Genomic DNA, 22349 nt, shown 5'->3' with positions numbered 1-22349 from the left:
TCAGTCTCGCACCGCCCGCCGACAACGTCCCACCGGACGACATCTCACCGGACAGCGCCTCAGCGGAACGTGTCGCAATCCCCCATGTCCCCGCTCCGGAACCCCGTGGTGAACCACTCCTGCCGCTGCGCCGCGGACCCGTGCGTCCAGGACTCGGGCGTGACCCGCCCCTGGAACCGCTCCTGGATCCGGTCGTCCCCGACCGACGCCGCCGCGTCCAGGCCGTCCCGGATGTCCGCCCGGGTGACCTCGGTGATCAGCGGCCGCCCGGTCGACTCGTCCGGCGTGGTCGTCGCGTGGTGCGCCCAGACCCCCGCGTAGCAGTCCGCCTGGAGCTCCACCCGGACCGCGTTGCTGTTCTCGCCGGTCCGCCCGTCCTGGGCCCGGCCCAGCGTCCCCATCTGGTTCTGGACGTGGTGCCCGTACTCGTGGGCGACGACGTACGCCTGCGCGAACGGCCCGCCGCTCGACCCGAACTTCGTCCGCAGCTCGCCGAAGAACCCCAGGTCGAGGTAGACCTGCCGGTCGCCGGGGCAGTAGAACGGTCCCACGGCCGAGGTCGCGGAGCCGCAGGCCGTGCCGACCCGGTCGGTGAACAGGACGGTCCGCGCCGTCGCGTACCGCGCGTCGCGCCGGGTGAACTCCTGGTCCCAGTAGTCCTGCACGCTGTTGACCACCGCGACGATCCGGCAGTCGTCCTTCGTGTTCGCGTCCCGCCCGGTCCGGCACTCGCTCGCCACCTGCCCCGCCGAGGACGCGGTCGCCGTCGGTGAGTCGCCCGACGAGAGCCCGAGCTGATCGGGGCCCACCCCGAAGAGCAGCCCCAGGATCAGCGCGATCACCCCGGCGATGCCCCCACCCACGGTGGCCCGGCCGCCCGGGACGCGGCTGCCGCGTACGTCCTTGACCTCCGACGTGTCCAGACCGGCGTCGTCGTCGAACTGCATCGCACACCCTCCGCCACGGATCACGGTCCCTCCGCCGAGTATCCGGTCATACGCCCCGTAATGCCCTGTTCACGCCCTGCGCCCGTGCGGGCGCCCCGGCACGGGAGCACGCGGAAAAGTCGGTGGACACCGCCAGTAGACTGGTTTCCATGGCTGTTCTCCTTGTGCGTGTGCGTGAGTAGCGGCGTCGATCCGTCACCACCCGTCGTTCCTCCGCCCTTCCTTCCGCCCTGGAGTACCTCCCCGTGATCACCGCCTCCGGCATCGAGCTGCGCGCCGGCGCCCGTCTGCTCATCGAATCCGCCAGCTTCCGCATCGCCAAGGGCGACCGCATCGGCCTCGTCGGCCGCAACGGAGCGGGCAAGACCACCCTCACCAAGTGCCTCGCGGGCGAGGGCGTCCCCGCCGCCGGGACCATCACCCGCTCCGGCGAGGTGGGCTACCTCCCGCAGGACCCCCGCACCGGCGACCTCGACGTCCTGGCCAGGGACCGGGTCCTGTCCGCCCGCGGCCTGGACGAGATCCTGCGCAGGATGCGGGAGAACGAGGACCGGATGGCGAACGGCAAGGGCGCCACCCGCGAGAAGGCGATGAAGAAGTACGAGCGCCTGGAGACGGAGTTCCTCACCAAGGGCGGTTACGCCGCCGAGGCCGAGGCCGCCACCATCGCCGCCGCGCTCAGCCTGCCCGACCGGGTGCTCGGCCAGCCGCTGCACACCCTCTCCGGCGGTCAGCGCCGCCGCGTCGAGCTGGCCCGCATCCTCTTCTCGGACGCCGACACGCTGCTCCTGGACGAGCCGACCAACCACCTCGACGCGGACTCGATCGTCTGGCTGCGCGACTACCTCAAGACCTACCGCGGCGGCTTCGTCGTGATCTCCCACGACGTCGAGCTGGTCGAGACCGTCGTCAACAAGGTCTTCTACCTGGACGCCAACCGCTCCCAGATCGACGTCTACAACATGGGCTGGAAGCTCTACCAGCAGCAGCGCGAGGCCGACGAGAAGCGCCGCAAGCGCGAGCGCCAGAACGCCGAGAAGAAGGCCGCCGCCCTCAACGCGCAGGCGGACAAGATGCGCGCCAAGGCGACCAAGACGGTCGCCGCGCAGAACATGGCCAAGCGCGCCGACCGGCTGCTGTCCGGCCTGGACGAGGTCCGGGTCGCCGACAAGGTCGCCAAGCTGCGCTTCCCCGACCCCTCGCCCTGCGGCAAGACGCCCCTGATGGCGGAAGGGCTCTCCAAGTCCTACGGCTCGCTGGAGATCTTCACCGACGTCGACCTGGCCATCGACAAGGGCTCCCGCGTCGTCATCCTCGGCCTCAACGGCGCCGGCAAGACCACGCTGCTGCGGCTTCTCGGCGGCGCCGAGCAGCCCGACACCGGTCAGGTCGTGGAGGGCCACGGCCTCAAGCTGGGCTACTACGCGCAGGAGCACGAGACCCTGGACCCGGACCGCACGGTCCTGGAGAACATGCGCTCCGCCGCGCCCGACCTGGACCTCGTCGCCGTCCGCAAGACGCTCGGCTCGTTCCTGTTCTCCGGGGACGACGTGGACAAGCCGGCCGGGGTGCTCTCCGGCGGCGAGAAGACCCGTCTGGCCCTGGCGACCCTGGTCGTCTCCTCCGCCAACGTGCTCCTGCTCGACGAGCCCACCAACAACCTGGACCCGGCCAGCCGCGAGGAGATCCTCGGCGCGCTGCGCACGTACAAGGGCGCGGTCGTCCTCGTCACGCACGACGAGGGCGCGGTCGAGGCCCTTCAGCCGGAGCGGATCATCCTGCTCCCGGACGGCATCGAGGACCTGTGGGGCGCGGACTACCGGGACCTGGTCGCACTGGCCTGACCCCCCCGGACTGGATCATTCGGCCTACCCGAGATCCGTCATCTGTGTGAGTACGTCTCATACCTCGGCGCGGCGCCCGACAGATAGCTGTCGGGCGCACCCATTTACGCCCCCCTGCCCGTGCGGGCTCTGACCTGGACGTTCCTTCCCGGGCGCCCGCCCGACGCCTCCCGCGACCTGTTGGAATGAGGCATTCCGGTCGCACCGGCGCACTCCCGGGGCGCGAATCCGGTCGCAGAGACCTTGCCGAATGGGTGGCCAGGAAGCGTCCGAGGGGTGATCATGAGAGTCCAGAGCGCACTTCCCATGAGGAGGCACGGGTGGCCGAGACTCTGAAGAAGGGCAGCCGGGTGACCGGCGCCGCGCGTGACAAGCTCGCGGCAGACCTGAAGAAGAAGTACGACTCCGGTGCGAGCATCCGGGCGCTGGCCGAGGAAACGGGCCGCTCCTACGGATTCGTCCACCGGATGCTCAGCGAATCCGGCGTGACGCTCCGCGGACGCGGCGGCGCCACACGAGGCAAGAAGGCCGCGACGGCCTGACGGCCGGTCGCGGATCGGGGCACGTCCAGGGACGGCCCCGGGAGTTCCCTGGTCCGGGTGCGCCCACCCGGTCGGCCGCAGGGCCGATCCGGTGGTTACTGTTCAGTCACTTAGCTTCATGTGCTGACTGCACCCGAACCGGAGGCCCCGTATGACCTCGCTCGACTCCGTGCTCGACCAGGACGGCGTACGACTTACCATCGACGACGCGGTTGCCACGGTGACCCTCACCAATCCGGCGAAGCGCAACGCCCAGTCTCCCGCTCTGTGGCGGGCGTTGACCGAGGCCGGACGGGCCCTGCCCGGCAGTGTGCGGGTCGTCGTGCTGCGCGCCGACGGCGTGTCGTTCTCCGCCGGGCTCGACCGCCAGGCGTTCACCCCCGAGGGCTTCGACGGCGAGCCGTCGTTCCTCGACATGGGGCGCGGCCCGGAGGCCGAGCTCGACGCGCTGATCGCCGAGTACCAGGAGGCGTTCACCTGGTGGCGCCGCAACGACATCGTGTCGATCGCGGCCGTCCAGGGCCACGCCATCGGTGCGGGCTTCCAGCTCGCCCTCGCCTGTGACCTGCGCATCGTCGCCGAGGACGTCCAGTTCGCCATGCGCGAGACCAGCCTCGGCCTGGTGCCCGACCTCACCGGCACGCACCCCCTGGTGCACCTCGTCGGGTACGCCCGCGCGCTGGAGATCTGCGCCACCGGCCGCTACGTCCACGCCGAGGAGGCGGAGCGCACCGGCCTGGCCAACCTCGTCGTGCCCGCGACCGAGCTCGAAGGCGCGGCGCGCGACCTGGCCGGCGCCCTGCTGGCCGCCCCGCGCGACGCCGTCATCGAGACCAAGGCCCTGCTGAGCGGTGCCGTCTCGCGTACGTACGAGGAGCAGCGCGCCGCCGAACGGGCCGCGCAGGGCCGCCGCCTCCGCGACCTGGCGAGCGCCCTCGGCTGACGTACGGGCGGGCCGGATCCGCGACGCGTCCTCCGGCCCGCACCCGTACCGGGGTCAGGGCCTTTCCTCCGCGACCGCCGTGACCAGCACCGCGACCGGGGGCCGCCCCTCGGCCGCCTCCGTCACCGCCTCCCGCACCGCCCGGGCCACGTCCAGCGCGCGGTGACCGCTCTCCGTCGCCAGCTCGACGCGCACATGGTCCTCGCCCGTCCGCACCGGCGGGCCCAGCACCCCGGTCAGCGCCGCAACGCCGGCCACCGAGGCGGCGGCCCGGCCCGCCACGTTCTCCGCCTCCACCGGGCGCACCTCCTCCGGCTCCGGCTCCACCCGTTCGGGCGAGCCGTCGAGCAGCCCCGTCACCCGCAGGTCCACCTCGGAGACCACCAGGCCGAGCCGGCGCGCGGCGGCCGACAGAAGGGCCGCGCGCAACGCGTCGGCGGCTGCGGGCAGGGGCCGGTCGGCCGTCGCGGTCATCGTCGCCTCGATTCGTAGAGGACCCGGCGGCAGCGCGCTCGGGGGCGGGGGCACCTGTGCGGCGGGGGCCGCGTCCGGGTCGGCCACGGCGATCCGCAGCGCACCGAGGACCGCGCCGGGCTCCGGGCCCGCCACCGCCCGGCGCAGCACCGCGACCGCCGCCCGCTCCGCGATCCAGGCACCGTCCGCCGGACCGCCCAGAGGGAGCAGCCGGCCCAGCGAGAGCCGTTGCCGTACCGCAGCCGTCCACGCGTGGGCCCTGTGCGGGCCGTCAGCCGTCGTCATGGCCACCAGACTGCCGTATCCACGGCGCGAGTCGGGGCAAGCGCCCTTAATGTGTGCAAAGTAGTCAAATCTGTCCCGAAGGGAAGAGCGGCGATGACCGAGACTCCACAGCGGAACCGGCCCGAGAACTCCGACAGCAACGCCTCGGGCGGCAGCAGCCTCACCAAGCGCGGCGGAGGCGACCCCGGCACCCGCGGCCGTACGACCATCGCGGACGGCGTGGTCGAGAAGATCGCCGGAATGGCCGCACGCGACGTCGTCGGGGTGCACGCGATGGGCAGCGGCCTGTCCCGCACGTTCGGCGCGGTCCGCGACCGGGTCCCCGGCGGCTCCAAGTCCGTCACCCGCGGCGTCAAGGCTGAGGTCGGCGAGACCCAGACCGCGCTGGACCTGGAGATCGTCGTGGACTACGGCGTGTCCATCTCCGACGTCGCCCGCGATGTACGGGAGAACGTCGTCGCGGCCGTCGAGCGCATGACGGGCCTGGAAGTGGTCGAGGTGAACATCGCGGTCAGCGACGTGAAGCTGCCCGACGAGGACGACGATGACGACGAGTCAGAGTCCCGCGTCCAGTAGTCCCGGCGTCCCCGAGCGGTTGAGGAGCACACGATGAGCATGGCTGTGGCCGGTCTGCTGGCCGGCATGGCGCTCGGTTTCGCCGGATACTTCGGCGGGTTCGGAGCCTTTGTGCTGGTGGCCGCCCTCGGAGCGGTCGGCTTCATCGCCGGCCGCTTCGTCGACGGCGACCTGGAACCCGGCGACTTCTTCCGCAGTCGCGAGCGCGGCGACCGACGGCGGTGACGGCGGTGTCGGGGGCGAGCGGCCCGGTCGCGGCCGGGGAGCGGGGAGAGACGCGGATCGCCGACCGGGTGGTCGCGAAGATCGCCGCGCAGGCGGCCAAGGAAGCGGTCGACGCCGCCCCGAAGGAGGCGGCGTCGCCGCGTGCCACGGTCACCGTGCACCGCGACACCGCCCGCGTACGGGTGAGCCTGGAGCTGGGATATCCCACGGACATCGGCCACCAGTGCGGTGCCGTGCGTCGGCGGGTCGCCGAGCGGGTAAAGGCGTTGGCGGGGATGGAGGTGCCCGAAGTGGCCGTCCAGGTCGAACGCCTGCATCCCACCGGAGCGAGCCTGGCGGCACAGGGGAGGATTCGATGACCGAGCCCCACGACCCGGACGACGGCACGCGGCGAGCGCCCGAGGCCGGGGCGGTGGAACACGGCAGTGTCCTCGCGCTCGACCAGTCGGCCTCCTCCGCGGCCTACGACCCCGTGCCCGACAAGGAACGGCCCGAGGGCCGCGCGGGGCGCTTCTGGTCCGCCCGCCGCATCCCCGCAGGCATCGTCGCCGCGGTGGTCCTCGGCGCGAGCGGCCTGCTCCTCTACGACGTGTCGGCGGTCCGCGCCGGACACCCCGCGATGCAATGGCGCCGCTCCCTGGCGGACGAACTCGCGACGCGGAAGCTGGACGACGTCTGGGTGCTGACCGGCGCGTCCGTCGCGGCCGCCCTCGGGCTCTGGCTGCTGCTCCTCGCGCTCACCCCCGGGCTGCGCGACCTGCTGCCGATGCGCCGCGAACACACCGATGTGCGCGCCGGGCTCGACCGGACGGCGGCGGCCATGGTGCTGCGCGACCGGGCCGTCGAGGTGGCCGGCGTCCAGTCGGTCCGGGTCCGCATGGGCCGGCGCAAAGTGGGAGTGCGGGCCGTCTCGCACTTCCGGGAACTGGACGACGTACGGGCCGACCTGGACACCGTGCTCTCCACAGGCATCCGGGAACTCGGACTCGCCAGGCCGCCGAGCCTGTCGGTCCACGTCCGCCGGCCGGCGAAGAAGGGGTGAGCGGCGTGCTCAGGACCGTCAACCGGGTACTGCTTGGCCTGGCCGGACTGGTGCTGCTCTGCGTGGGCGGCGGGGTGCTCGCCGCGGCGGCGGGCCTCTCCGTGCCCTCCTGGTGGCCCTGGTACGGCAAGAACGACGTGCTGCTCAGCGAGGCGGACCGGGACCGCTGGCGCGGCGAGGGCTGGTGGTGGCCGACGGTCATCGCGGTCCTCGCCGTCCTCGTGGTCCTGGCCCTGTGGTGGCTGCTGGCCCAGTTCCGCCGCGCCCGCCTCAACGAGGTGCTGGTGGAGAGCGGCGACGGCGAGGGCGCCCTGCTGCGCGGCCGCGCCCTGGAGGGGGTGCTCGCCGAGGAGGCGGGCGCCCTGGACGGGGTCGCCCGCGCCCAGGTCACCCTGACCGGCAAGCGCTCCACCCCGGCCGCCCGGGTCCGGCTGCTGATGGAGCCGCACGCCGCGCCCGACGAGGCACTGGGGAGGCTGAGCGACGAGGCGCTGGCCCACGCCCGGGACTCCGCGGGGCTGGCCCGGCTGCCCGCCGAGGTCCGGCTCAAGGCCGTCAAGCACCGGGCCGCGCGGGTGAGCTGACGGGCGGTGCGGTGGCGCGGGACCCGCGCCACCGCCGTATCACCGTGTGCGGCTCAGAAGCCGTGCCGGTGGCCGCCGTCGACCGGCACCATGATGCCCGTCAGATACGAGGCGGCGGGGGAGAGCAGGAACGCGGCCGTGCGGCCGAACTCCTCCGGGGTGCCGTAGCGGCGCAGCGGGATGTTCGCCTCGTTGGCGGTACGCGCCTTCTCCGCGTCGCCCGACAGCGCGTCCAGCTCCCGCACCCGGTCCGTGTCGATCCGGGCCGGCAGCAGGCCCACGACCCGGATGCCGCGCGGGCCGAGCTCGTCGGCCATCGACTTGGCGACGCCGGCCAGGCCGGGGCGCAGCCCGTTCGAGATGGTCAGCCCGGGGATCGGCTCGTGCACGGAGCCGGAGAGCACGAAGCCGACGACCCCGCCCTCGCCGAGCGCCGCGGCGGCCGCCCTGGCCAGCCGTACCGCCCCCAGGAAGACGGACTCGAAGGCCGTCTGCCACTGCTCGTCGGTGTTGTCCGCGATGCCGCCCGGCGGCGGACCGCCGACGCTGATGAGGATGCCGTCGAGCCTGCCCAGGCCCTCCCGGGCGGCCTCCACCAGTCGTTCGGCCGCCGCCGGGTCGGCGTTGTCGGCGGCCAGACCGACGGCGTCCGGGCCCAGGTCGGCGGCGGCCTGCTGGGCGCGCTGCTCGTCCCGGCCGGTGATGATCACCTTCGCGCCGTCCGCCACCAGGGCCCGCGCGGTGGCGTAGCCGAGCCCTCGCGTCGCTCCGGTGACGATGTACACACGGTCCTTCAGTCCAAGATCCATGGCCCTATCCTGCCGTGCCGCCCCCGGCGTCGTCCTCGGCGGCCCGTGCTTCGGCGGGCTGCGCCTCGGCCAGCGCGACCGCCGTGCCGACCAGGCCGATGTGGCTGAACGCCTGCGGGAAGTTGCCGAGCTGGCGCCCGGCCACCGTGTCGTACTCCTCGGCCAGCAGGCCCACGTCGTTGCGCAGGGCGAGCAGCCGCTCGAAGAGCTTGGTGGCCTCCTCGGTGCGGCCGGTCATCCGCAGCGCGTCCGCCAGCCAGAACGAGCAGGCCAGGAACGCGCCCTCGCCGCCCGGCAGCCCGTCGATCGAGCCGCCGTCCGTGCTGTAGCGGCGCACCAGGCCGCCGCTGCCCAGTTCCTCGCGCACCGCGTCCACCGTGCCGATCACCCGGGGGTCGTCCGGGGGCAGGAAGCCGGTCCGGGCGATCAGGAGCGTCGCCGCGTCCAGCTCACGGGAGCCGTATGACTGGGTGAAGGTGTTGCGCACCGGGTCGTAGCCCTTCTCGCACACCTCCCGGTGCACGGCGTCCCGCATGGCCCGCCAGCGGTCGGCGTCCCCGGCCAGCGAGGGGTCGTCCTCCAGGCTTCGCACCGCCCGGTCGGCCGCGACCCAGGCCATCACCTTGGAGTGCACGAAGTGGCGCCGCTGCCCCCGGATCTCCCACAGGCCCTCGTCCGGTTCGCGCCAGGTGGACTCCAGGAACCCGAGCAGGCTGAGCTGGAGGCTCCAGGCGTGCGGCTTGTCGTCAAGACCCGCGTCCCGGGCCAGCCGGAGCGAATCGATGACCTCCCCGTACACGTCCAGCTGGCGCTGGCGCACCGCCGCGTTGCCGATCCGGACCGGGGCGGAGTTCTCGTAGCCGCGCAGCCACGGCAGCTCGGACTCGGGGAGTCTGCGCTCGCCGGCCAGCCCGTACATGATCTGGAGGTCCGCCGGGTCCCCGGCGACCGCGCGCAGCAGCCAGTCGCGCCAGGCGGCGGCCTCCTCCAGATAGCCGGCCGAGATCAGCGCGCCGAGGGTGAGCGTGGAGTCCCGCAGCCAGCAGAAGCGGTAGTCCCAGTTCCGTACGCCGCCGATCTCCTCCGGGAGCGAGGTGGTCGGGGCCGCCACGATGCCGCCGGTCGGGCCGAAGGTGAGCGCCTTGAGGGTGATCAGCGAGCGGATCACGGCGTCCCGGTACGGCCCCTCGTATTTGCAGCGGGCGGACCACTCGGCCCAGTCGGTCAGGGAGTTCTCCAGCGCCTGGTACGGGTCGACGAGCTTGGGACGGGGCGAGTGCGAGGGGTGCCAGGTCAGCACGAAGGCCACCTTCTCGCCCTCGGACACGGTGAAGGAGGAACACGTGGAGAACTGCTGGCCCCACGTCTTGACCTGCGGTTCGCTGCGCAGCCAGGCGGAGTCCGGCCCGGCGACCGCGACCCGGTGACCGTCCGAGCGGCGCATCCAGGGCACGATGGACCCGAAGTCGAAGCGCAGCCGGATCACGGACGCCATCTCGACGGTGCCGCTGACCCCCTCGACGATCCGCATCACGTCCGGCTCCTTGTCGCGCTGCGGCATGAAGTCGATGACCTTGACGGTGCCGGTGCGCGTCTCCCAGTACGTCTCCAGGACGAGGGAGTCGCCCGCGTAGCCGCGCCGGGTGCAGGTGTCCGCGCCCTTGGGTGCGATCCGCCAGTGACCGTTGTCCTCGTCGCCGAGCAGGGCGGCGAAGCAGGCGCCCGAGTCGAAGCGGGGCAGGCACAACCAGTCGACAGAACCGTTTTTGCCGACCAGGGCCGCGGTCTGGAGATCGCCGATGAGGGCGTAGTCCTCGATGCGTGGGGTCACGTTCAGGCGTCTTCCCGAACCCGGCGCCCATTAAGCGGACTGTGTGCCAGGAGAGGCGGGTGTCACCCCTGGGCGGGCTCGGGCTCCGGCTCCGGTGCGGCGTCCTCGGCGGCAGCGGAGGCCGCCTCGGCGGCGGCGACGCGGTCGCGCTTCTCGCGCCGGGCCAGGACCACGAAGCCCACCGGGACCCCGGCGGCGAAGAGCCACCACTGCACGGCGTACGCCATGTGCGGGCCGATGGAGCTGTCGTCGGGGGCCTCGATCGGTTCGGGCGAGCCGTTCTTCGGTGCCGGGGAGGTCAGCTCGATGTAGCCGCCGAGCACCGGGCGGTCGAGCAGCCGGGCCTGCTGGGCGCTGTTGATCAGCATCACCTGACGGTCCGGAAGGTCCGAGATGTCCTTGATGCCGCTCGCGCCGGTCGTCTCGTCGGCCTTGAGCCGCCCGGTGACGGTCACCTCGCCCTTCGGGGCGGCCGGTACGTCGGGGAAGGCGTGCTGGTCGTCGGCGGAGGGGACCCAGCCCCGGTTGATCAGGACCGTGCCGCCGCCCTTGAGGTCGAACGGGACCAGCACATGGACGCCGATGGAGCCGTCGGTGGCCGTCCTGCGGCGGACGACGACCTCGTGCTTCTCGTCAAAGGTCCCGGTGGCCTTCACGGCGCGCCAGTAGTCCGCGCGCGGAACGGTGTGGCCGGGGGAGGTCAGCGCGGACACGGCGACCGGGTCCGCCTTCAGATTGCGCGAGATCAGGGCGTTCTGCGCGACCTTGTGCTCGTGCCGGTGCAGCTGCCAGAAACCCAGCTCGATCATCGTGGGGATGAGGACGAGCGAGAGGAGGGCGAGGATCAGCCACTGCCGGGTCATCAGGAAGCGGTACACCCCACGACGGTACAACCGGCCGTGGGGTGTCTCGCGCACGGGGTGGCCGAAGGGGTGGCCGCCCCGTGTCCTCAGACGCGGTCCACGATGCCCACCTTCCCCTCCGCGCGGGCGCAGTGCCCGCCGCAGAACCAGTGCCCGTCGACCTCGACCCCCTGGCCGATGACCTGGACCCGGCAGTGCTCGCAGATGGGCGCCATGCGGTGGATGGCGCAGGCGAAGCAGTCGAAGACGTGCACCGCGCCCTGCGCGTGCACCTCGAAGGACATCCCGTAGTCGTTTCCGCAGACCTCACAACGTGCCATGCGCCACAGGGTGGGACGCGGGGGCGGCGCCGGGCGGACGGCGGACGGCGAGTCGCCCCCGGTTCACTCCGATGACGGCGTGGGCGCCGGCACCTTCGCGACGGCCGGGGCGACATCGCGCAGCAGGTGCGTGAAGGCGCTCTCGTCCAGGACCGGGGTGCCGTACGCCTTCGCCTTCACCGTCTTCGACGTCGCCGAGTCCGGGTCGTTGGTGACGAGCAGGCTGGTCAGCCGGGAGACGCTGGTCGCCACGTGCAGCCCCGCCTCCACCGCGCGGTCCTCCAGCAGTTCGCGGTCGACCGAGGTGTCCCCGGAGAACGCCACCCGCATGCCCTGCTTGAGCGGTTTGTCCTTCTCGTACCGCCCCGGATTCGGATACGGGCACGCCGGACGCTTCCGCGAGGCGCGCCAGGTGCCGTGTCCCCCGTACGAGGACGAGGAGCCGGACCGCGGGGCCACCGGCGACTGCGACCACTCGGTCAGCGGCCGGCATTCCAACAGCGGCAGCCGCACCCCGTCCCGCGCCGCCGCGTGCAGGCTCGGGCGGAACGCCTCGGCCAGCACCCGCGCGTCGTCCAGCGCGTGGTGCGCGTGCTGCTGGACCACGCCGAAGTGCTCCGCGAGGGACGCCAGCTTGTGGTTGGCCAGCGGCAGCCGGAGCTCCTTGGCCAGCGCGATGGTGCACAGCCGCTGCCGCACCGGGGCGGTGACCGAGGCGCGCGCGTACTCCCGCGCCAGCATCGACCAGTCGAACGCGGCGTTGTGCGCCACGAGCACCCGGTCCGCGAGCCGTTCGGACAGCTCGGCGGCGATCTCCGGGAACAGCGGCGCCCCCTCCAGCACGTCGCTCGTCAGCCCGTGGATCCAGACCGGACCCGGATCGCGCTCCGGATTGACCAGCGTGTACCAGTGGTCCTCGACGTCGCCTCGCGCGTCCAGGCGGTAGACGGCAGCGGACACTATCCGGTCGTCCCGGGCGAGCCCGGTGGTCTCCACGTCGACGACCGCGTACCCCTGCGGGTAGGCGGCCGGCCACGGTGCTGCGGTCTGCGGGTCGTCGAGCATGGTCACAGAGAATACGGGCCGACTCGGACAGTCCCCTATTCGGTGCGCGTGCGTGCCCGGTGGCGGCGCGAGGTGAGACCATCCCGGGATGACGCGAGCGCCGGAGCACGACGAACCGCACGGTGCCGGGCTCGGCACCCGGCTCAACTGGCTCCGGGCCGCCGTGCTCGGGGCGAATGACGGTGTGGTGTCCACCGCCGGGCTCGTCGTCGGTGTCGCCGGTGCCACCGACGACCGGGGCGCCCTGCTGACCGCCGGGCTGGCCGGGCTGCTCGCCGGGTCGCTGTCGATGGCGGCCGGGGAGTACGTCTCGGTGTCCACCCAGCGCGATTCGGAGAAGGCCGCGCTGGCCACGGAGAAGCGGGAGCTCCAGGAGACCCCGGAGGCGGAACTCGCGGAGCTGACGGGCCTGTTGCAGGGCAAGGGGCTGAGCCGCGAGGTGGCCCGGGAGGCGGCCGTCCAGCTCACCGAGCGCGATGCGCTCCGCGCCCATGCGGAGGTGGAGCTCGGCATCGACCCGGACGACCTCACCAACCCCTGGCACGCGGCGGGCGCCAGCTTCCTCGCGTTCACCGTCGGCGCCCTGCTGCCGTTGCTCGCGATCGTGCTGCCCCCGGCCCCCGCCCGCGTCCCGGTGACCGTGCTCTCCGTCCTCGCGGTGCTGGCCGTGACGGGCTGGTGGAGCGCCCGCCTGGGCGCGGCGGCCCCGGGGCGGGCGGTGCTCCGCAATATGTGCGGGGGAGCGGTGGCCATGGCGGTGACGTACGTGGCGGGGCATTTGCTGGGGGCGGCGGGGGTTTAGGGCCCCGGCCTCCCACCACTCCCTGTCGGAAGTCACCAAAGACCGCTGACCGCAGGTCTCCCATACTTGTTGGTAACAACATCTGGCCCCCGGCCGGACCCGGCCCTACCGTGCAGGCATGCCGACGAACCTGCCCGACGTAGTGCTCTGGTCCATACCGGCCTTCGTCCTGCTCACCGTCCTGGAGATGGCGCTGCACCACTTCCATCCCGACGAGGACGCCGCCGGGTACGAGGCGAAGGACGCCGCCACCAGCATCACCATGGGGCTGGGCAGCCTGGTCTTCGACCTGATGTGGAAAGTGCCCATCGTCGCCCTCTACACCGCGGTGTACGAGCTGACGCCGCTGCGCGTCCCGGTCCTGTGGTGGACGGTCCCGCTGATGCTGCTCGCGCAGGACTTCTTCTACTACTGGTCGCACCGGGGCCACCACGTCATCCGCATCCTGTGGGCCTGCCACGTCGTCCACCACTCCAGCGAGAAGTTCAACCTCTCCACCGCGCTGCGCCAGCCCTGGACCTCGCTGACCTCCTGGCCGTTCTATCTGCCGCTCATCGCGTGCGGGGTGCACCCGGCGGCGCTCGCGTTCTGCTCGTCGGCCAACCTCGTCTACCAGTTCTGGGTGCACACCGAGCGGATCGACAGGCTGCCCCGGCCCTTCGAGTACGCGCTCAACACGCCCTCGCACCACCGGGTGCACCACGCCTCGCAGGGCGGCTACCTCGACCGCAACTTCGGCGGCATCCTCATCGTGTGGGACCGCTGGTTCGGCTCGTTCGCCCAGGAGACGGAGCGGCCGGTCTACGGACTCACCAAGAACATCCACACGTACAACCCGCTGCGCGTCGCCACCCACGAGTACGCCGCCATCGCCCGCGACGTCCGCGCGGCGAGCGGCTGGGGCGAGCGGGCCGGGCGCGTCTTCCGCGGCCCGGGCTGGCAGCCGGCCCAGGCCCGTACCGCCCCAGCCACCGCCCCCGCCCCCGTCGCCGCGCCCGCCCCGGAGGGCACCGCATGAGTGAGCGGTACGCCCGGCCCCTGCTCGTCGCCTTCCTCGTCGCGTGCGCCGCCGACCTCGTCGGCGTACTCACCGGCCCCGAGTGGCTCCACCTCGGCGCCAAGCCGCTCCTGATGCCGCTGCTCGCCGGGTACGCCCTCGCCCGGCGCGGGCCGAGGCTGCTGATCGCGGCGCTGCTGTGCGGCTGGGCCGGCGATGTGTTCCTGCTGATCGACTCCGACCTGGCGTTCCTCGTCGGGATGGCCGGGTTCGCCGCCGGGCACGTCTGCTACCTGGTGCTGTTCGGCCGGGCGCGCGGGGCGCTGCTTCCGGCGCTCGTGTACGCCGTCGTGCTCACCGTGTTCCTCGTCCTGCTCTGGGACGGGCTGCCGGCCGGGCTGCGGATCCCGATGGCCGGGTACAGCCTGCTGCTGACCGCCATGGCGTACCGCTCCGGCGTCCTCGGCCGGTACGCGGCGACCGGCGGGGCCCTCTTCCTGCTCTCCGACGCGCTCATCGCCACCGGCATCGCGGACTGGCCGCAGCTCCCGGCCTCCGGCTTCTGGGTGATGCTCACCTATGTCGCCGCGCAGCTCCTGCTCACCCTGGGTGCGCTAGGCCCTGTCCGGGAGGAAGCCGGCCCGGGGGCGTACCGTGAAAGGAGTATCAGCATCTGAGATCAGCAAGGACCCCCACGCATGCGCGCCACCGTTATCCACGCCCCCCACGACATCCGCGTGGAGGAGGTGCCCGACCCCGTGATCCAGCAGCCCACCGACGTGGTGCTGAGGGTCCTGCGGGCCTGTATCTGCGGCAGCGACCTGTGGGCCTACCGGGGTGAGTCCGCGCGGCAGCCGGGCCAGCGCATCGGCCACGAGTTCCTCGGGATAGTCGAGGAGGCCGGGTCCGAGGTGCGCGGGTTCTCCGCCGGGGACCTGGTCGTCGCCCCGTTCGTCTGGTCCGACGGCACCTGCGCGTACTGCGCCGAGGGCCTGACCACCTCCTGCCCGCAGGGCGGCTTCTGGGGCTCCGTGGGCTCCGACGGCGGGCAGGGCGAGGCCGTCCGCGTCCCCTTCGCCGACGGCACCCTGGTCGCGCTGCCCGCCGCCGCGGCCTCCGACGACCGGCTGCTCACCGGCCTGCTGGCCCTCTCCGACGTGCTCGGCACCGGCCACCACGCGGCGGTCGGCGCGGGCGTACGGGCCGGCTCGACCGTCGCCGTCGTCGGGGACGGGGCCGTCGGGCTGTGCGGAGTGATGGCCGCCAAGCGGCTCGGCGCGGAGCGGATCATCGCGCTCGGCCGGCACGCGGCGCGCACGGACATCGCCCGGGACTTCGGCGCCACCGACGTCGTCGCCGAGCGCGGCGACGCGGCGGTCGCGGCCGTACGGGAGCTGCTCGGCGGCGAGGGCGCCCACTCCGTGATCGAGGCCGTGGGCACCGAGCAGTCGATGCGCACCGCCGTCGGCATCACCCGGGACGGCGGGGCGATCGGCTACGTCGGCGTCCCGCACGGCAGCGGCACCGGGCTCGACCTCGGCGACATGTTCAACCGGAACATCGCGCTGCGCGGCGGGGTCGCCCCCGTGCGCACGTACATCCCGGAGCTGCTGCCCGACGTGCTGGACGGCACCATCGACCCCTCGCCCGTCTTCGACCTGTCCGTCGGGCTCGACGGCGTACCGGCCGGCTACAAGGCGATGGACGGGCGCACGGCGCTCAAGGTCCTGATCACGCCGTGAATCACCCGTGATCCGGCGGTCCGGGGGCCGTGACGCACCGGCCCCCGGACCCCGGTGTCACCAGCGCACGGCATCCAGCGCGTCGACCACACCGGCCCCGTAGAAGCCGTTGCGGTTCTTGCCGCCCTCGCAGACCGCGTCGGCCGTGCCGTCACCGTCGATGTCGTACGGCGCGTCGCACGCCTTCGCGTCCGCCTCCAGGGTCAGCAGCGCCTTGACCGCGGCGGGCGGGGCGTACGGGTGCTTCGACTTGATCAGGGCCACGACGCCGGCGACGTGCGGGGACGCCATCGACGTACCGGCCTTGTAGCCGTACTTGCCGCCCGGCAGCGTCGAGAGGATGAGGCCGCTCGTCGCCGGGGGCTCGGGCGTCTGGTAGATCGTCGAGTCCCCGCCGGGCGCGGCCACGTCGATGACCCCGTTCCCGTAGTTCGAGTACGACGCCTTCAGGCCCTTCGCACCCGTCGCCGAAACGGTGACGACGCCCGGGAGCATCGTGGGGATGTCCAGGCACTGGCGCGGGTCGACGGTCCGGCCGCCCGGGGTGGTGTCGTTCGGGCTGGTCGTGTCCTCGATGGAGTCCGCCGCCAGGTCCTCGGCGGAGTTCCCGGCGGCCGCGACGTTGACCGCGCCCCTCAGCTCGGCGTACCGGGTGGCCCGGTACACGGCCTCAACCAGGGCGCCCTGGTCCGGGTCGTTCTTGCAGTTGTACATCCACGGGTCGGTGTAATAGCTGTTGTTGGTGACGTCCACCCCGTGGTCGGCGGCCCAGACGAAGCCGCAGACGACGGACTCGGTGTAGAAGAAGCCGTCCGGGTTGGCGACCTTGATGCCGGACACCTTCACGCCCGGCGCCACGCCCGTCACACCGATGCCGTTCTTGGCCGCCGCGATGGTGCCGGCGACATGGGTGCCGTGGTCGCTCTCGCCGGGGTTCGGACGCCAGGCGCCCTCCGTGGTGTCCGGGGCGCCCGACACGCAGTTCGCGGAGGCCGCGCGGTCGAAGTTGGGCGCGAGGTCCGGGTGGGTGTCGTCCACCCCGGTGTCGATGACCGCGACCGTCACCCGGGAGCTGCCCAGCGACTTCTGGTGGGCCTTGTCCGCCTTGATGGCCGGCAGGTCCCACTGCAAGGGCTCCATCGGGTCCTGGTCCGCGGTCGCCTTCGCCGCCGCGGCCTTCTCCTGCGCGGCCGTCAGGGGCTGCTCGACCCCGATGTCCTTGGTGGCCTGGGGGACGATCGGGTTGGTGCGGGTGGCGCCCGCCGACTGGACGCCCCTGACCTTGCGGACCGTCTTCGCGAAGTCCGGGTTCTTCGAGTGGACGACGATGACGCCGATCCGGTCGTAGGCGATCACCACCGTGCCGCCGGCCCGTTCTATCGCCTTGCGCACCTGCTTGACGGTCCCCGGACCGCCCTGGGTGTTGACCACGTACGACAGTTCGGGTCCGTCCGCCGGTACCGCCGCGGCGGGGGCACCGTGCCCCGCCGGGGCGGCGGAGGCGACCCCCGCCGGCAGGAAGCCGAGCGAGGCGGTGAGGGCCAATCCGACGGGCAGCGTCAGTGCGCGCGTCCGTCCGGATCCCAGATGAGCCATGGGGTCTCCACTTCATCCGTGTCAGCCGACCGGACACGAGGCGTGTCCGGTCGCGTACATGACCAGTGAAGCTAGCGCCGATCATCCCGGCACATCAATCGATTCGCGTGAACACGTGCACATCGGACCCCCCGAAGGGGTGACGGAGAGAAGCGGCGAACCCAAGTGAACCGCTTCGCCGCGCGTTGCGTGCCGTTGTCAGGGGAAGCGCACCACCACCCCCCGAACACGAGGTCCCCAGTGCAACCGACCGTCCCCACCACCGCACCCGCGTCGCGAGGAGAATCCGTGGCTACCGATGCACCGCCGCCCGAGGGCGGTACGGAGAAGAGCCCTGCCCAGCCCACGACCGAGGCGTTCCTCGCGGAGCAAGGCAGCGCGGAGTTCGGCGAACTGCGCCGCGCCCACCGCTCGTTCGCCTTCCCGCTGACCGTCGCCTTCGTCCTCTGGTACCTGCTGTACGTGCTGCTCTCCAATTACGCGGGCGGCTTCATGGGCACCAAGGTCTTCAGCAACATCAACGTGGCCTTCGTCTTCGGCCTCGCCCAGTTCGTCACCACCTTCCTCATCGCCTGGTTGTACTCGCGCCACGCCAACGCGAAGCTCGACCCGAAGGCCGAGGCCATCAAGTCCCGTATGGAGGCCGACGCATGAGCGCCGCGTACCACTCCCACACCGCCGTGACCCTCGCCGCCTCGTCCACCAGCGAGCACCGGCCGCTCATCATCACGCTGTTCGCGGTCTTCGTCGCCGCCACCCTCGGCATCACCGTCTGGGCCGGCCGCCAGACCCGCAGCGCCTCCGACTTCTACGCGGGCGGGCGGCAGTTCACCGCCTTCCAGAACGGACTCGCGGTCTCCGGCGACTACATGTCCGCCGCGTCCTTCCTCGGCATCGCCGGCGCCATCGCCCTCTTCGGCTACGACGGCTTCCTCTACTCCATCGGCTTCCTCGTCGCCTGGCTGGTGGCGCTCCTGCTCGTCGCCGAACCCCTGCGCAACTCGGGCCGCTACACCATGGGTGACGTCCTCGCCTACCGGATGCGCCAGCGCCCGGTGCGCACCGCGGCGGGCGTCTCCACCATCATCGTGTCGATCTTCTATCTGCTGGCACAGATGGCGGGCGCCGGGGCACTGGTCACCCTGCTCCTCGGCATCAGCAGCGACGGCGGAAAGATCCTCATCGTTGCGCTGGTCGGCGTACTGATGATCGTCTACGTCACCATCGGCGGCATGAAGGGCACCACCTGGGTCCAGATGGTCAAGGCCGTCCTGCTCATCGCCGGCGCCCTCCTGATGACCCTCATGGTGCTGTGGAAGTTCGACTTCAACGTCTCCGACCTGCTGGGCACCGCCGCCGAGAAGAGCGGCCACGGCTCCGCGTTCCTGGAGCCCGGACTGAAGTACGGCGCCACCGGCACCTCGAAGCTGGACTTCCTCTCCCTCGGCATCGCCCTCGTCCTCGGCACCGCCGGGCTCCCGCACATCCTGATCCGCTTCTACACGGTGCCCACCGCCAAGGCCGCCCGTAAGTCCGTCAACTGGGCCATCGGCATCATCGGCGCCTTCTACCTGATGACCATCGCCCTGGGCTTCGGCGCCGCCGCGCTGATCGGCCCGAAGAACATCGCGGCCCCCGGCAACACCGCCGCCCCGCAGCTCGCCGAATACCTCGGCGGCGTCGGCACCACCGGCGGCGCGATCATGCTCGCCGTCATCTCCGCCGTCGCCTTCGCCACCATCCTCGCCGTCGTCGCCGGACTGACCCTCGCCTCCTCGTCCTCCTTCGCGCACGACATCTACGCCAACGTCATCCGCAAGGGGCAGGCCACCGAGCAGGAGGAGATGAAGGCCGCCCGCTGGTCCACCGTCTTCATCGGCGCGGCCGCGATCGTCCTCGGCGTCTTCGCCCGCGACATGAACGTCGCCGGGCTCGTCGCCCTCGCCTTCGCCGTCGCCGCCTCCGCCAACCTGCCGACGATCCTCTACAGCCTCTTCTGGAAGCGCTTCACCACCCGGGGCGCGCTGTGGTCGATCTACGGCGGCCTGGCCTCCTCCGTGATCCTGGTGCTGTTCTCGCCGGTCGTCTCCGGCAACGCGAAGTCCTCGATGTTCAAGGGCGTCGACTTCGCCTGGTTCCCGCTGGAGAACCCCGGCCTCATCTCCATCCCGCTCGGCTTCCTGCTCGGCTGGATCGGCTCGCTCCTGTCCAAGGAGGAGCCGGACAAGGGCAAGTACGCCGAGCTGGAGGTCAAGTCCCTCACCGGCATCGGAGCCCACTGATCCCATGCCCGTACGAGGCCGCGTCGTAGGGTCCTACGACGCGGCCTCGCCGCACCTCGTGCCAAACGGGCCCCTCCGCCGCCACCGGTCTCGCGTAGGCTCGAAAGAGTCAGATACCGCGACCGGGAAGTCACCGGGGGAGGGGGCCCACCATGCTCATCGACACCTACGACCGGGTCGCCACCGACCTGCGCGTCTCGCTCACCGACCGGTGCAACCTGCGCTGCACCTACTGCATGCCCGAGGAGGGCCTGCAGTGGCTGGGCAAGCCCGACCTGCTCACCGACGACGAGATCGTCCGGCTCGTCCGCATCGCCGTCACCCGGCTCGGCGTCACCGAGGTCCGCTTCACCGGCGGCGAACCGCTGCTGCGCCCCGGCCTCGTCTCCATCGTCCAGCGGTGCGCCGAGCTGGACCCCCGCCCGAGGATGTCCCTCACCACCAACGGCATCGGGCTCAAGCGGACCGCCGCCGCCCTCAAGGACGCCGGCCTCGACCGGGTCAACGTCTCGCTCGACACCCTGCGGCCCGAGGTGTTCAAGACCCTCACCCGCCGCGACCGCCACCACGACGTGCTGACCGGCCTGGAAGCGGCCCACGAGGCCGGACTCACCCCCGTCAAGGTCAACACCGTCCTGATGCCGGGGCTCAACGACGACGAGGCCCCCGACCTGCTCGCCTGGGCCGTCGAGCACGGGTACGAGCTCCGCTTCATCGAGCAGATGCCGCTGGACGCCCAGCACGGCTGGAAGCGCGACGGCATGATCACCGCGGGCGACATCCTCGCCTCGCTGCGCACCCGCTTCGACCTCACCGCCGAGGAGGACGGCGAGCGCGGTTCCGCCCCCGCCGAGCGCTGGACCGTCGACGGCGGACCGCACCGGGTCGGTGTCGTCGCCTCCGTCACCCGCCCCTTCTGCCGGGCCTGCGACCGCACCCGGCTCACCGCCGACGGACAGGTCCGCACCTGCCTCTTCGCCCGCGAGGAGACCGACCTGCGCGGGGCGCTGCGTTCGGAGGCACCCGACGAGGAGATCGCCCGCCTCTGGGAACAGGCGATGTGGGGCAAGAAGGCCGGATCCGGTCTTGACGACCCGAGCTTCCTCCAGCCCGACCGCCCGATGTCCGCGATCGGCGGCTGACCCCGCCCGGTCACGGGGACGTCGGGCGCGACTCCCACTCGGTCAGCGTCACCACGTCCTTGAGGAAGCCCCGCACCCCGAGGAACGAGGACAGGTGCTCCCGGTGCTCCTCGCAGGCCAGCCACGTCTTGCGGCGCTCCGGCGTGTGCAGCTTCGGGTTGTTCCAGGCCAGCACCCAGACGGCGTCGGCCCGGCAGCCCTTGGCCGAACACACGGGGGCGGGATTCTCGGCGGATTCCGGGGAGTTCACGGACTCAACCCTAGAGGGTGCCGGACGCGCGCCCGGAGGCGGGAATGGCGACGCCGGGCAGCCACGGGGGGAGCTGCCCGGCGTCGGTCCGTCGCTCCGACGGGGGATGCGGAGCGCCTACAAAGTATGTCACGCACACCCTGCCGCGGTGCACCGGAACTTCATGATTGATCTGAGCTTTTCTTGAGCTTGGGCCCGCCGTGGGCTCAGTCGTGCTCCGGCCCATCCGAAGACCGGAAACCACGTCCGGACTGCGGTGAGGGCACCGCCGCACCGGATTCCAGCGCCGGGTGCGACTGGGGCGGCAGGACGAACGTGGACGGCAGCGCCGGGCTCGTCTCGCGGCCCGCGTTGGCGATGACGACGGCCACGTACGGCAGCAGCACCCCGAGACCGAGCGCCACGAACGCGATGTGCCGCTCCACGTTCCACAGGACCGCGGCGGCCACCACCGACACCGTGCGCACGGACATCGAGATCACATAGCGGCGCTGTCTGCCGCGCACGTCATCGGCGAGCCCCTGCCGGGCCCCCGTGATCCGGAAGACCTCCGCACCACCCTGTTTGCGCACCACGTCCCCACCAACCTTCCCCGGACCCGGACCGGCCGCACCTACGCTACGCCCGGCCTCCACCGCGTACGAGACCGGGGCACGCCAATTGCGTACATACCGGCTCTCGCCCGCACGGACCCGCCCGAGGTGCGGTGCGCCGCCGCAGCGCCGAGACTGGGCGGGACATGCGCGACACGGCGTCGCTCAAGGAGGCAGCATGGGCTGGTTGTGGGCAATCATCGTGGGCCTGGTGCTCGGACTGATCGCCAAGGCGATCCTGCCGGGCAAGCAGCAGATCCCGCTCTGGCTGACGGTCATCTTCGGCATGATCGGCAGCGTCCTCGGAAATGCTGTCGCCACCTGGATCGGGGTCAACGACACCAAGGGCATCGACTGGACGCGCCATGTGCTCCAGCTCATCGGCGCTGTGGTGGTCGTCGGCGTCGGCGACATGCTGTGGGCCTCGCTGCGGGGCAACAGACAGCGCACCTGAGATCCGCCGGAACTCCTTCCGGAACGGAGAAGCGGGGGGGGGCGCGGGGGGGGGGGGGGGGGGGCGGGCGGCCCCCGCGGGGGGGGGGGGGGGGGCGGGGGGGGGGGGGGGGGGAGGCCCTCACGCGCCACGCCCCCCCCG

Annotated in this window: 26 protein-coding genes; 16 read left to right on the top strand and 10 right to left on the bottom strand. The window is 72.2% G+C overall.

What is annotated here, in order from left to right:
• Positions 1–59: 59 nt before the first annotated feature.
• Positions 60–947, bottom strand: a complete 888-nt coding sequence (locus ACIQZN_RS15880; protein WP_403993181.1) for a neutral zinc metallopeptidase — start codon at positions 945–947, stop codon at positions 60–62.
• A gap of 245 nt (positions 948–1192) precedes the next feature.
• Here ACIQZN_RS15880 and ACIQZN_RS15875 point away from each other — a divergent pair, with 245 nt between their 5' ends.
• The 3 genes from ACIQZN_RS15875 (at position 1193) to ACIQZN_RS15865 (ending at position 4276) form a co-directional block, all read left to right on the top strand.
• On the top strand, positions 1193–2791 hold the full coding sequence (locus tag ACIQZN_RS15875; RefSeq protein ID WP_403993178.1) for an ABC-F family ATP-binding cassette domain-containing protein: 1599 nt from the start codon (positions 1193–1195) through the stop codon (positions 2789–2791).
• 320 nt (positions 2792–3111) lie between these two features.
• The gene (locus ACIQZN_RS15870; RefSeq protein WP_018518904.1) at positions 3112–3333 is read left to right on the top strand and encodes a helix-turn-helix domain-containing protein; all 222 of its coding nucleotides are present in this window, start codon (positions 3112–3114) and stop codon (positions 3331–3333) included.
• Between the two features lie 151 nt (positions 3334–3484).
• Positions 3485–4276, top strand: coding sequence for an enoyl-CoA hydratase/isomerase family protein (locus ACIQZN_RS15865; RefSeq protein WP_403993175.1), 792 nt, complete (start codon positions 3485–3487; stop codon positions 4274–4276).
• Between the two features lie 54 nt (positions 4277–4330).
• Here the strand turns inward: ACIQZN_RS15865 and ACIQZN_RS15860 are convergent, their stop codons facing one another.
• The gene (locus ACIQZN_RS15860; RefSeq protein ID WP_403993172.1) at positions 4331–5035 is read right to left on the bottom strand and encodes a hypothetical protein; all 705 of its coding nucleotides are present in this window, start codon (positions 5033–5035) and stop codon (positions 4331–4333) included.
• A gap of 93 nt (positions 5036–5128) precedes the next feature.
• Between ACIQZN_RS15860 and ACIQZN_RS15855 the strand changes: the two genes are divergently transcribed.
• From ACIQZN_RS15855 to amaP, 5 genes are read left to right on the top strand one after another with little or no spacing between them, the layout of a single operon-like run.
• Positions 5129–5611 (top strand): Asp23/Gls24 family envelope stress response protein, encoded by a 483-nt coding sequence (locus ACIQZN_RS15855; protein WP_073968401.1) that lies wholly within the window; start codon positions 5129–5131, stop codon positions 5609–5611.
• 33 nt (positions 5612–5644) lie between these two features.
• The gene (locus tag ACIQZN_RS15850; protein WP_403993170.1) at positions 5645–5836 is read left to right on the top strand and encodes a hypothetical protein; all 192 of its coding nucleotides are present in this window, start codon (positions 5645–5647) and stop codon (positions 5834–5836) included.
• Positions 5833–6195, top strand: coding sequence for an Asp23/Gls24 family envelope stress response protein (locus tag ACIQZN_RS15845; RefSeq protein WP_073968402.1), 363 nt, complete (start codon positions 5833–5835; stop codon positions 6193–6195). The genes ACIQZN_RS15850 and ACIQZN_RS15845 overlap by 4 nt, the downstream gene beginning before the upstream one ends.
• Positions 6192–6878: a DUF6286 domain-containing protein gene (locus ACIQZN_RS15840; protein WP_403993167.1), complete on the top strand. Its 687-nt coding sequence runs from the start codon at positions 6192–6194 to the stop codon at positions 6876–6878. The genes ACIQZN_RS15845 and ACIQZN_RS15840 overlap by 4 nt, the downstream gene beginning before the upstream one ends.
• A complete protein-coding gene (gene amaP, locus ACIQZN_RS15835) occupies positions 6875–7462 on the top strand; it encodes an alkaline shock response membrane anchor protein AmaP (RefSeq protein ID WP_403993164.1) in 588 nt (195 codons plus the stop codon). The genes ACIQZN_RS15840 and amaP overlap by 4 nt, the downstream gene beginning before the upstream one ends.
• 53 nt (positions 7463–7515) lie before the next feature.
• On the opposite strand, the gene ACIQZN_RS15830 is transcribed toward amaP, so the two are convergent.
• The 5 genes from ACIQZN_RS15830 to ACIQZN_RS15810 form a co-directional block, all read right to left on the bottom strand.
• Positions 7516–8271 (bottom strand): SDR family oxidoreductase, encoded by a 756-nt coding sequence (locus ACIQZN_RS15830; RefSeq protein ID WP_403993161.1) that lies wholly within the window; start codon positions 8269–8271, stop codon positions 7516–7518.
• Between the two features lie 4 nt (positions 8272–8275).
• Positions 8276–10102 carry a glycoside hydrolase family 15 protein gene (locus ACIQZN_RS15825; protein WP_403993158.1) on the bottom strand — a complete coding sequence of 609 codons (1827 nt, stop codon included), beginning with the start codon at positions 10100–10102 and terminating at the stop codon, positions 8276–8278.
• A gap of 62 nt (positions 10103–10164) precedes the next feature.
• Complete coding sequence (locus tag ACIQZN_RS15820) at positions 10165–10980, bottom strand: SURF1 family protein (protein ID WP_403993155.1); 816 nt, start codon at positions 10978–10980, stop codon at positions 10165–10167.
• Positions 10981–11051: 71 nt separating this feature from the next.
• Entirely contained in the window at positions 11052–11285 is a 234-nt protein-coding gene (locus ACIQZN_RS15815; protein WP_026171732.1) for a hypothetical protein, read from the bottom strand.
• Between the two features lie 63 nt (positions 11286–11348).
• Positions 11349–12356 carry a DEDDh family exonuclease gene (locus ACIQZN_RS15810; protein WP_330311494.1) on the bottom strand — a complete coding sequence of 336 codons (1008 nt, stop codon included), beginning with the start codon at positions 12354–12356 and terminating at the stop codon, positions 11349–11351.
• A gap of 82 nt (positions 12357–12438) precedes the next feature.
• Between ACIQZN_RS15810 and ACIQZN_RS15805 the strand changes: the two genes are divergently transcribed.
• The 4 genes from ACIQZN_RS15805 to ACIQZN_RS15790 all read left to right on the top strand — a co-directional run bounded on the left by ACIQZN_RS15805 (position 12439) and on the right by ACIQZN_RS15790 (position 15891).
• Positions 12439–13152: a VIT family protein gene (locus tag ACIQZN_RS15805; RefSeq protein WP_403993152.1), complete on the top strand. Its 714-nt coding sequence runs from the start codon at positions 12439–12441 to the stop codon at positions 13150–13152.
• A gap of 118 nt (positions 13153–13270) precedes the next feature.
• Positions 13271–14170 carry a sterol desaturase family protein gene (locus ACIQZN_RS15800; RefSeq protein WP_403993149.1) on the top strand — a complete coding sequence of 300 codons (900 nt, stop codon included), beginning with the start codon at positions 13271–13273 and terminating at the stop codon, positions 14168–14170.
• Positions 14167–14826, top strand: a complete 660-nt coding sequence (locus ACIQZN_RS15795; RefSeq protein WP_403993146.1) for a lysoplasmalogenase — start codon at positions 14167–14169, stop codon at positions 14824–14826. The genes ACIQZN_RS15800 and ACIQZN_RS15795 overlap by 4 nt, the downstream gene beginning before the upstream one ends.
• 21 nt (positions 14827–14847) lie before the next feature.
• On the top strand, positions 14848–15891 hold the full coding sequence (locus tag ACIQZN_RS15790; RefSeq protein WP_403993143.1) for a zinc-dependent alcohol dehydrogenase family protein: 1044 nt from the start codon (positions 14848–14850) through the stop codon (positions 15889–15891).
• 57 nt (positions 15892–15948) lie between these two features.
• Here the strand turns inward: ACIQZN_RS15790 and ACIQZN_RS15785 are convergent, their stop codons facing one another.
• Complete coding sequence (locus ACIQZN_RS15785) at positions 15949–17487, bottom strand: S8 family peptidase (RefSeq protein WP_403993140.1); 1539 nt, start codon at positions 17485–17487, stop codon at positions 15949–15951.
• A 288-nt stretch (positions 17488–17775) separates the two neighbouring features.
• Between ACIQZN_RS15785 and ACIQZN_RS15780 the strand changes: the two genes are divergently transcribed.
• From ACIQZN_RS15780 to moaA, 3 genes are all read left to right on the top strand, one after another.
• Positions 17776–18141: a DUF485 domain-containing protein gene (locus ACIQZN_RS15780; RefSeq protein WP_403993137.1), complete on the top strand. Its 366-nt coding sequence runs from the start codon at positions 17776–17778 to the stop codon at positions 18139–18141.
• The gene (locus tag ACIQZN_RS15775; protein ID WP_403993134.1) at positions 18138–19769 is read left to right on the top strand and encodes a cation acetate symporter; all 1632 of its coding nucleotides are present in this window, start codon (positions 18138–18140) and stop codon (positions 19767–19769) included. Before ACIQZN_RS15780 ends, ACIQZN_RS15775 begins: the two co-directional genes overlap by 4 nt.
• Positions 19770–19921: 152 nt before the next feature.
• Positions 19922–20911 carry a GTP 3',8-cyclase MoaA gene (gene moaA / locus ACIQZN_RS15770; protein WP_403993131.1) on the top strand — a complete coding sequence of 330 codons (990 nt, stop codon included), beginning with the start codon at positions 19922–19924 and terminating at the stop codon, positions 20909–20911.
• A gap of 10 nt (positions 20912–20921) precedes the next feature.
• On the opposite strand, the gene ACIQZN_RS15765 is transcribed toward moaA, so the two are convergent.
• Both ACIQZN_RS15765 and ACIQZN_RS15760 read right to left on the bottom strand, forming a co-directional pair.
• On the bottom strand, positions 20922–21161 hold the full coding sequence (locus ACIQZN_RS15765) for a hypothetical protein (RefSeq protein ID WP_403993128.1): 240 nt from the start codon (positions 21159–21161) through the stop codon (positions 20922–20924).
• Positions 21162–21367: 206 nt separating this feature from the next.
• Positions 21368–21736 carry a DUF3099 domain-containing protein gene (locus tag ACIQZN_RS15760; protein WP_403993125.1) on the bottom strand — a complete coding sequence of 123 codons (369 nt, stop codon included), beginning with the start codon at positions 21734–21736 and terminating at the stop codon, positions 21368–21370.
• Between the two features lie 196 nt (positions 21737–21932).
• Here ACIQZN_RS15760 and ACIQZN_RS15755 point away from each other — a divergent pair, with 196 nt between their 5' ends.
• Positions 21933–22208 carry a GlsB/YeaQ/YmgE family stress response membrane protein gene (locus ACIQZN_RS15755; protein ID WP_073968422.1) on the top strand — a complete coding sequence of 92 codons (276 nt, stop codon included), beginning with the start codon at positions 21933–21935 and terminating at the stop codon, positions 22206–22208.
• Positions 22209–22349 lie beyond the last annotated feature (141 nt).

It is taken from the genome of Streptomyces sp. NPDC097595, assembly GCF_044761525.1.
Classification (GTDB): Bacteria; Actinomycetota; Actinomycetes; order Streptomycetales; family Streptomycetaceae; genus Streptomyces; species Streptomyces drozdowiczii_A.
The sequence above is the reverse complement of the archived record's forward strand: the minus strand, read 5'-3'. Positions and strand labels throughout refer to the sequence as shown.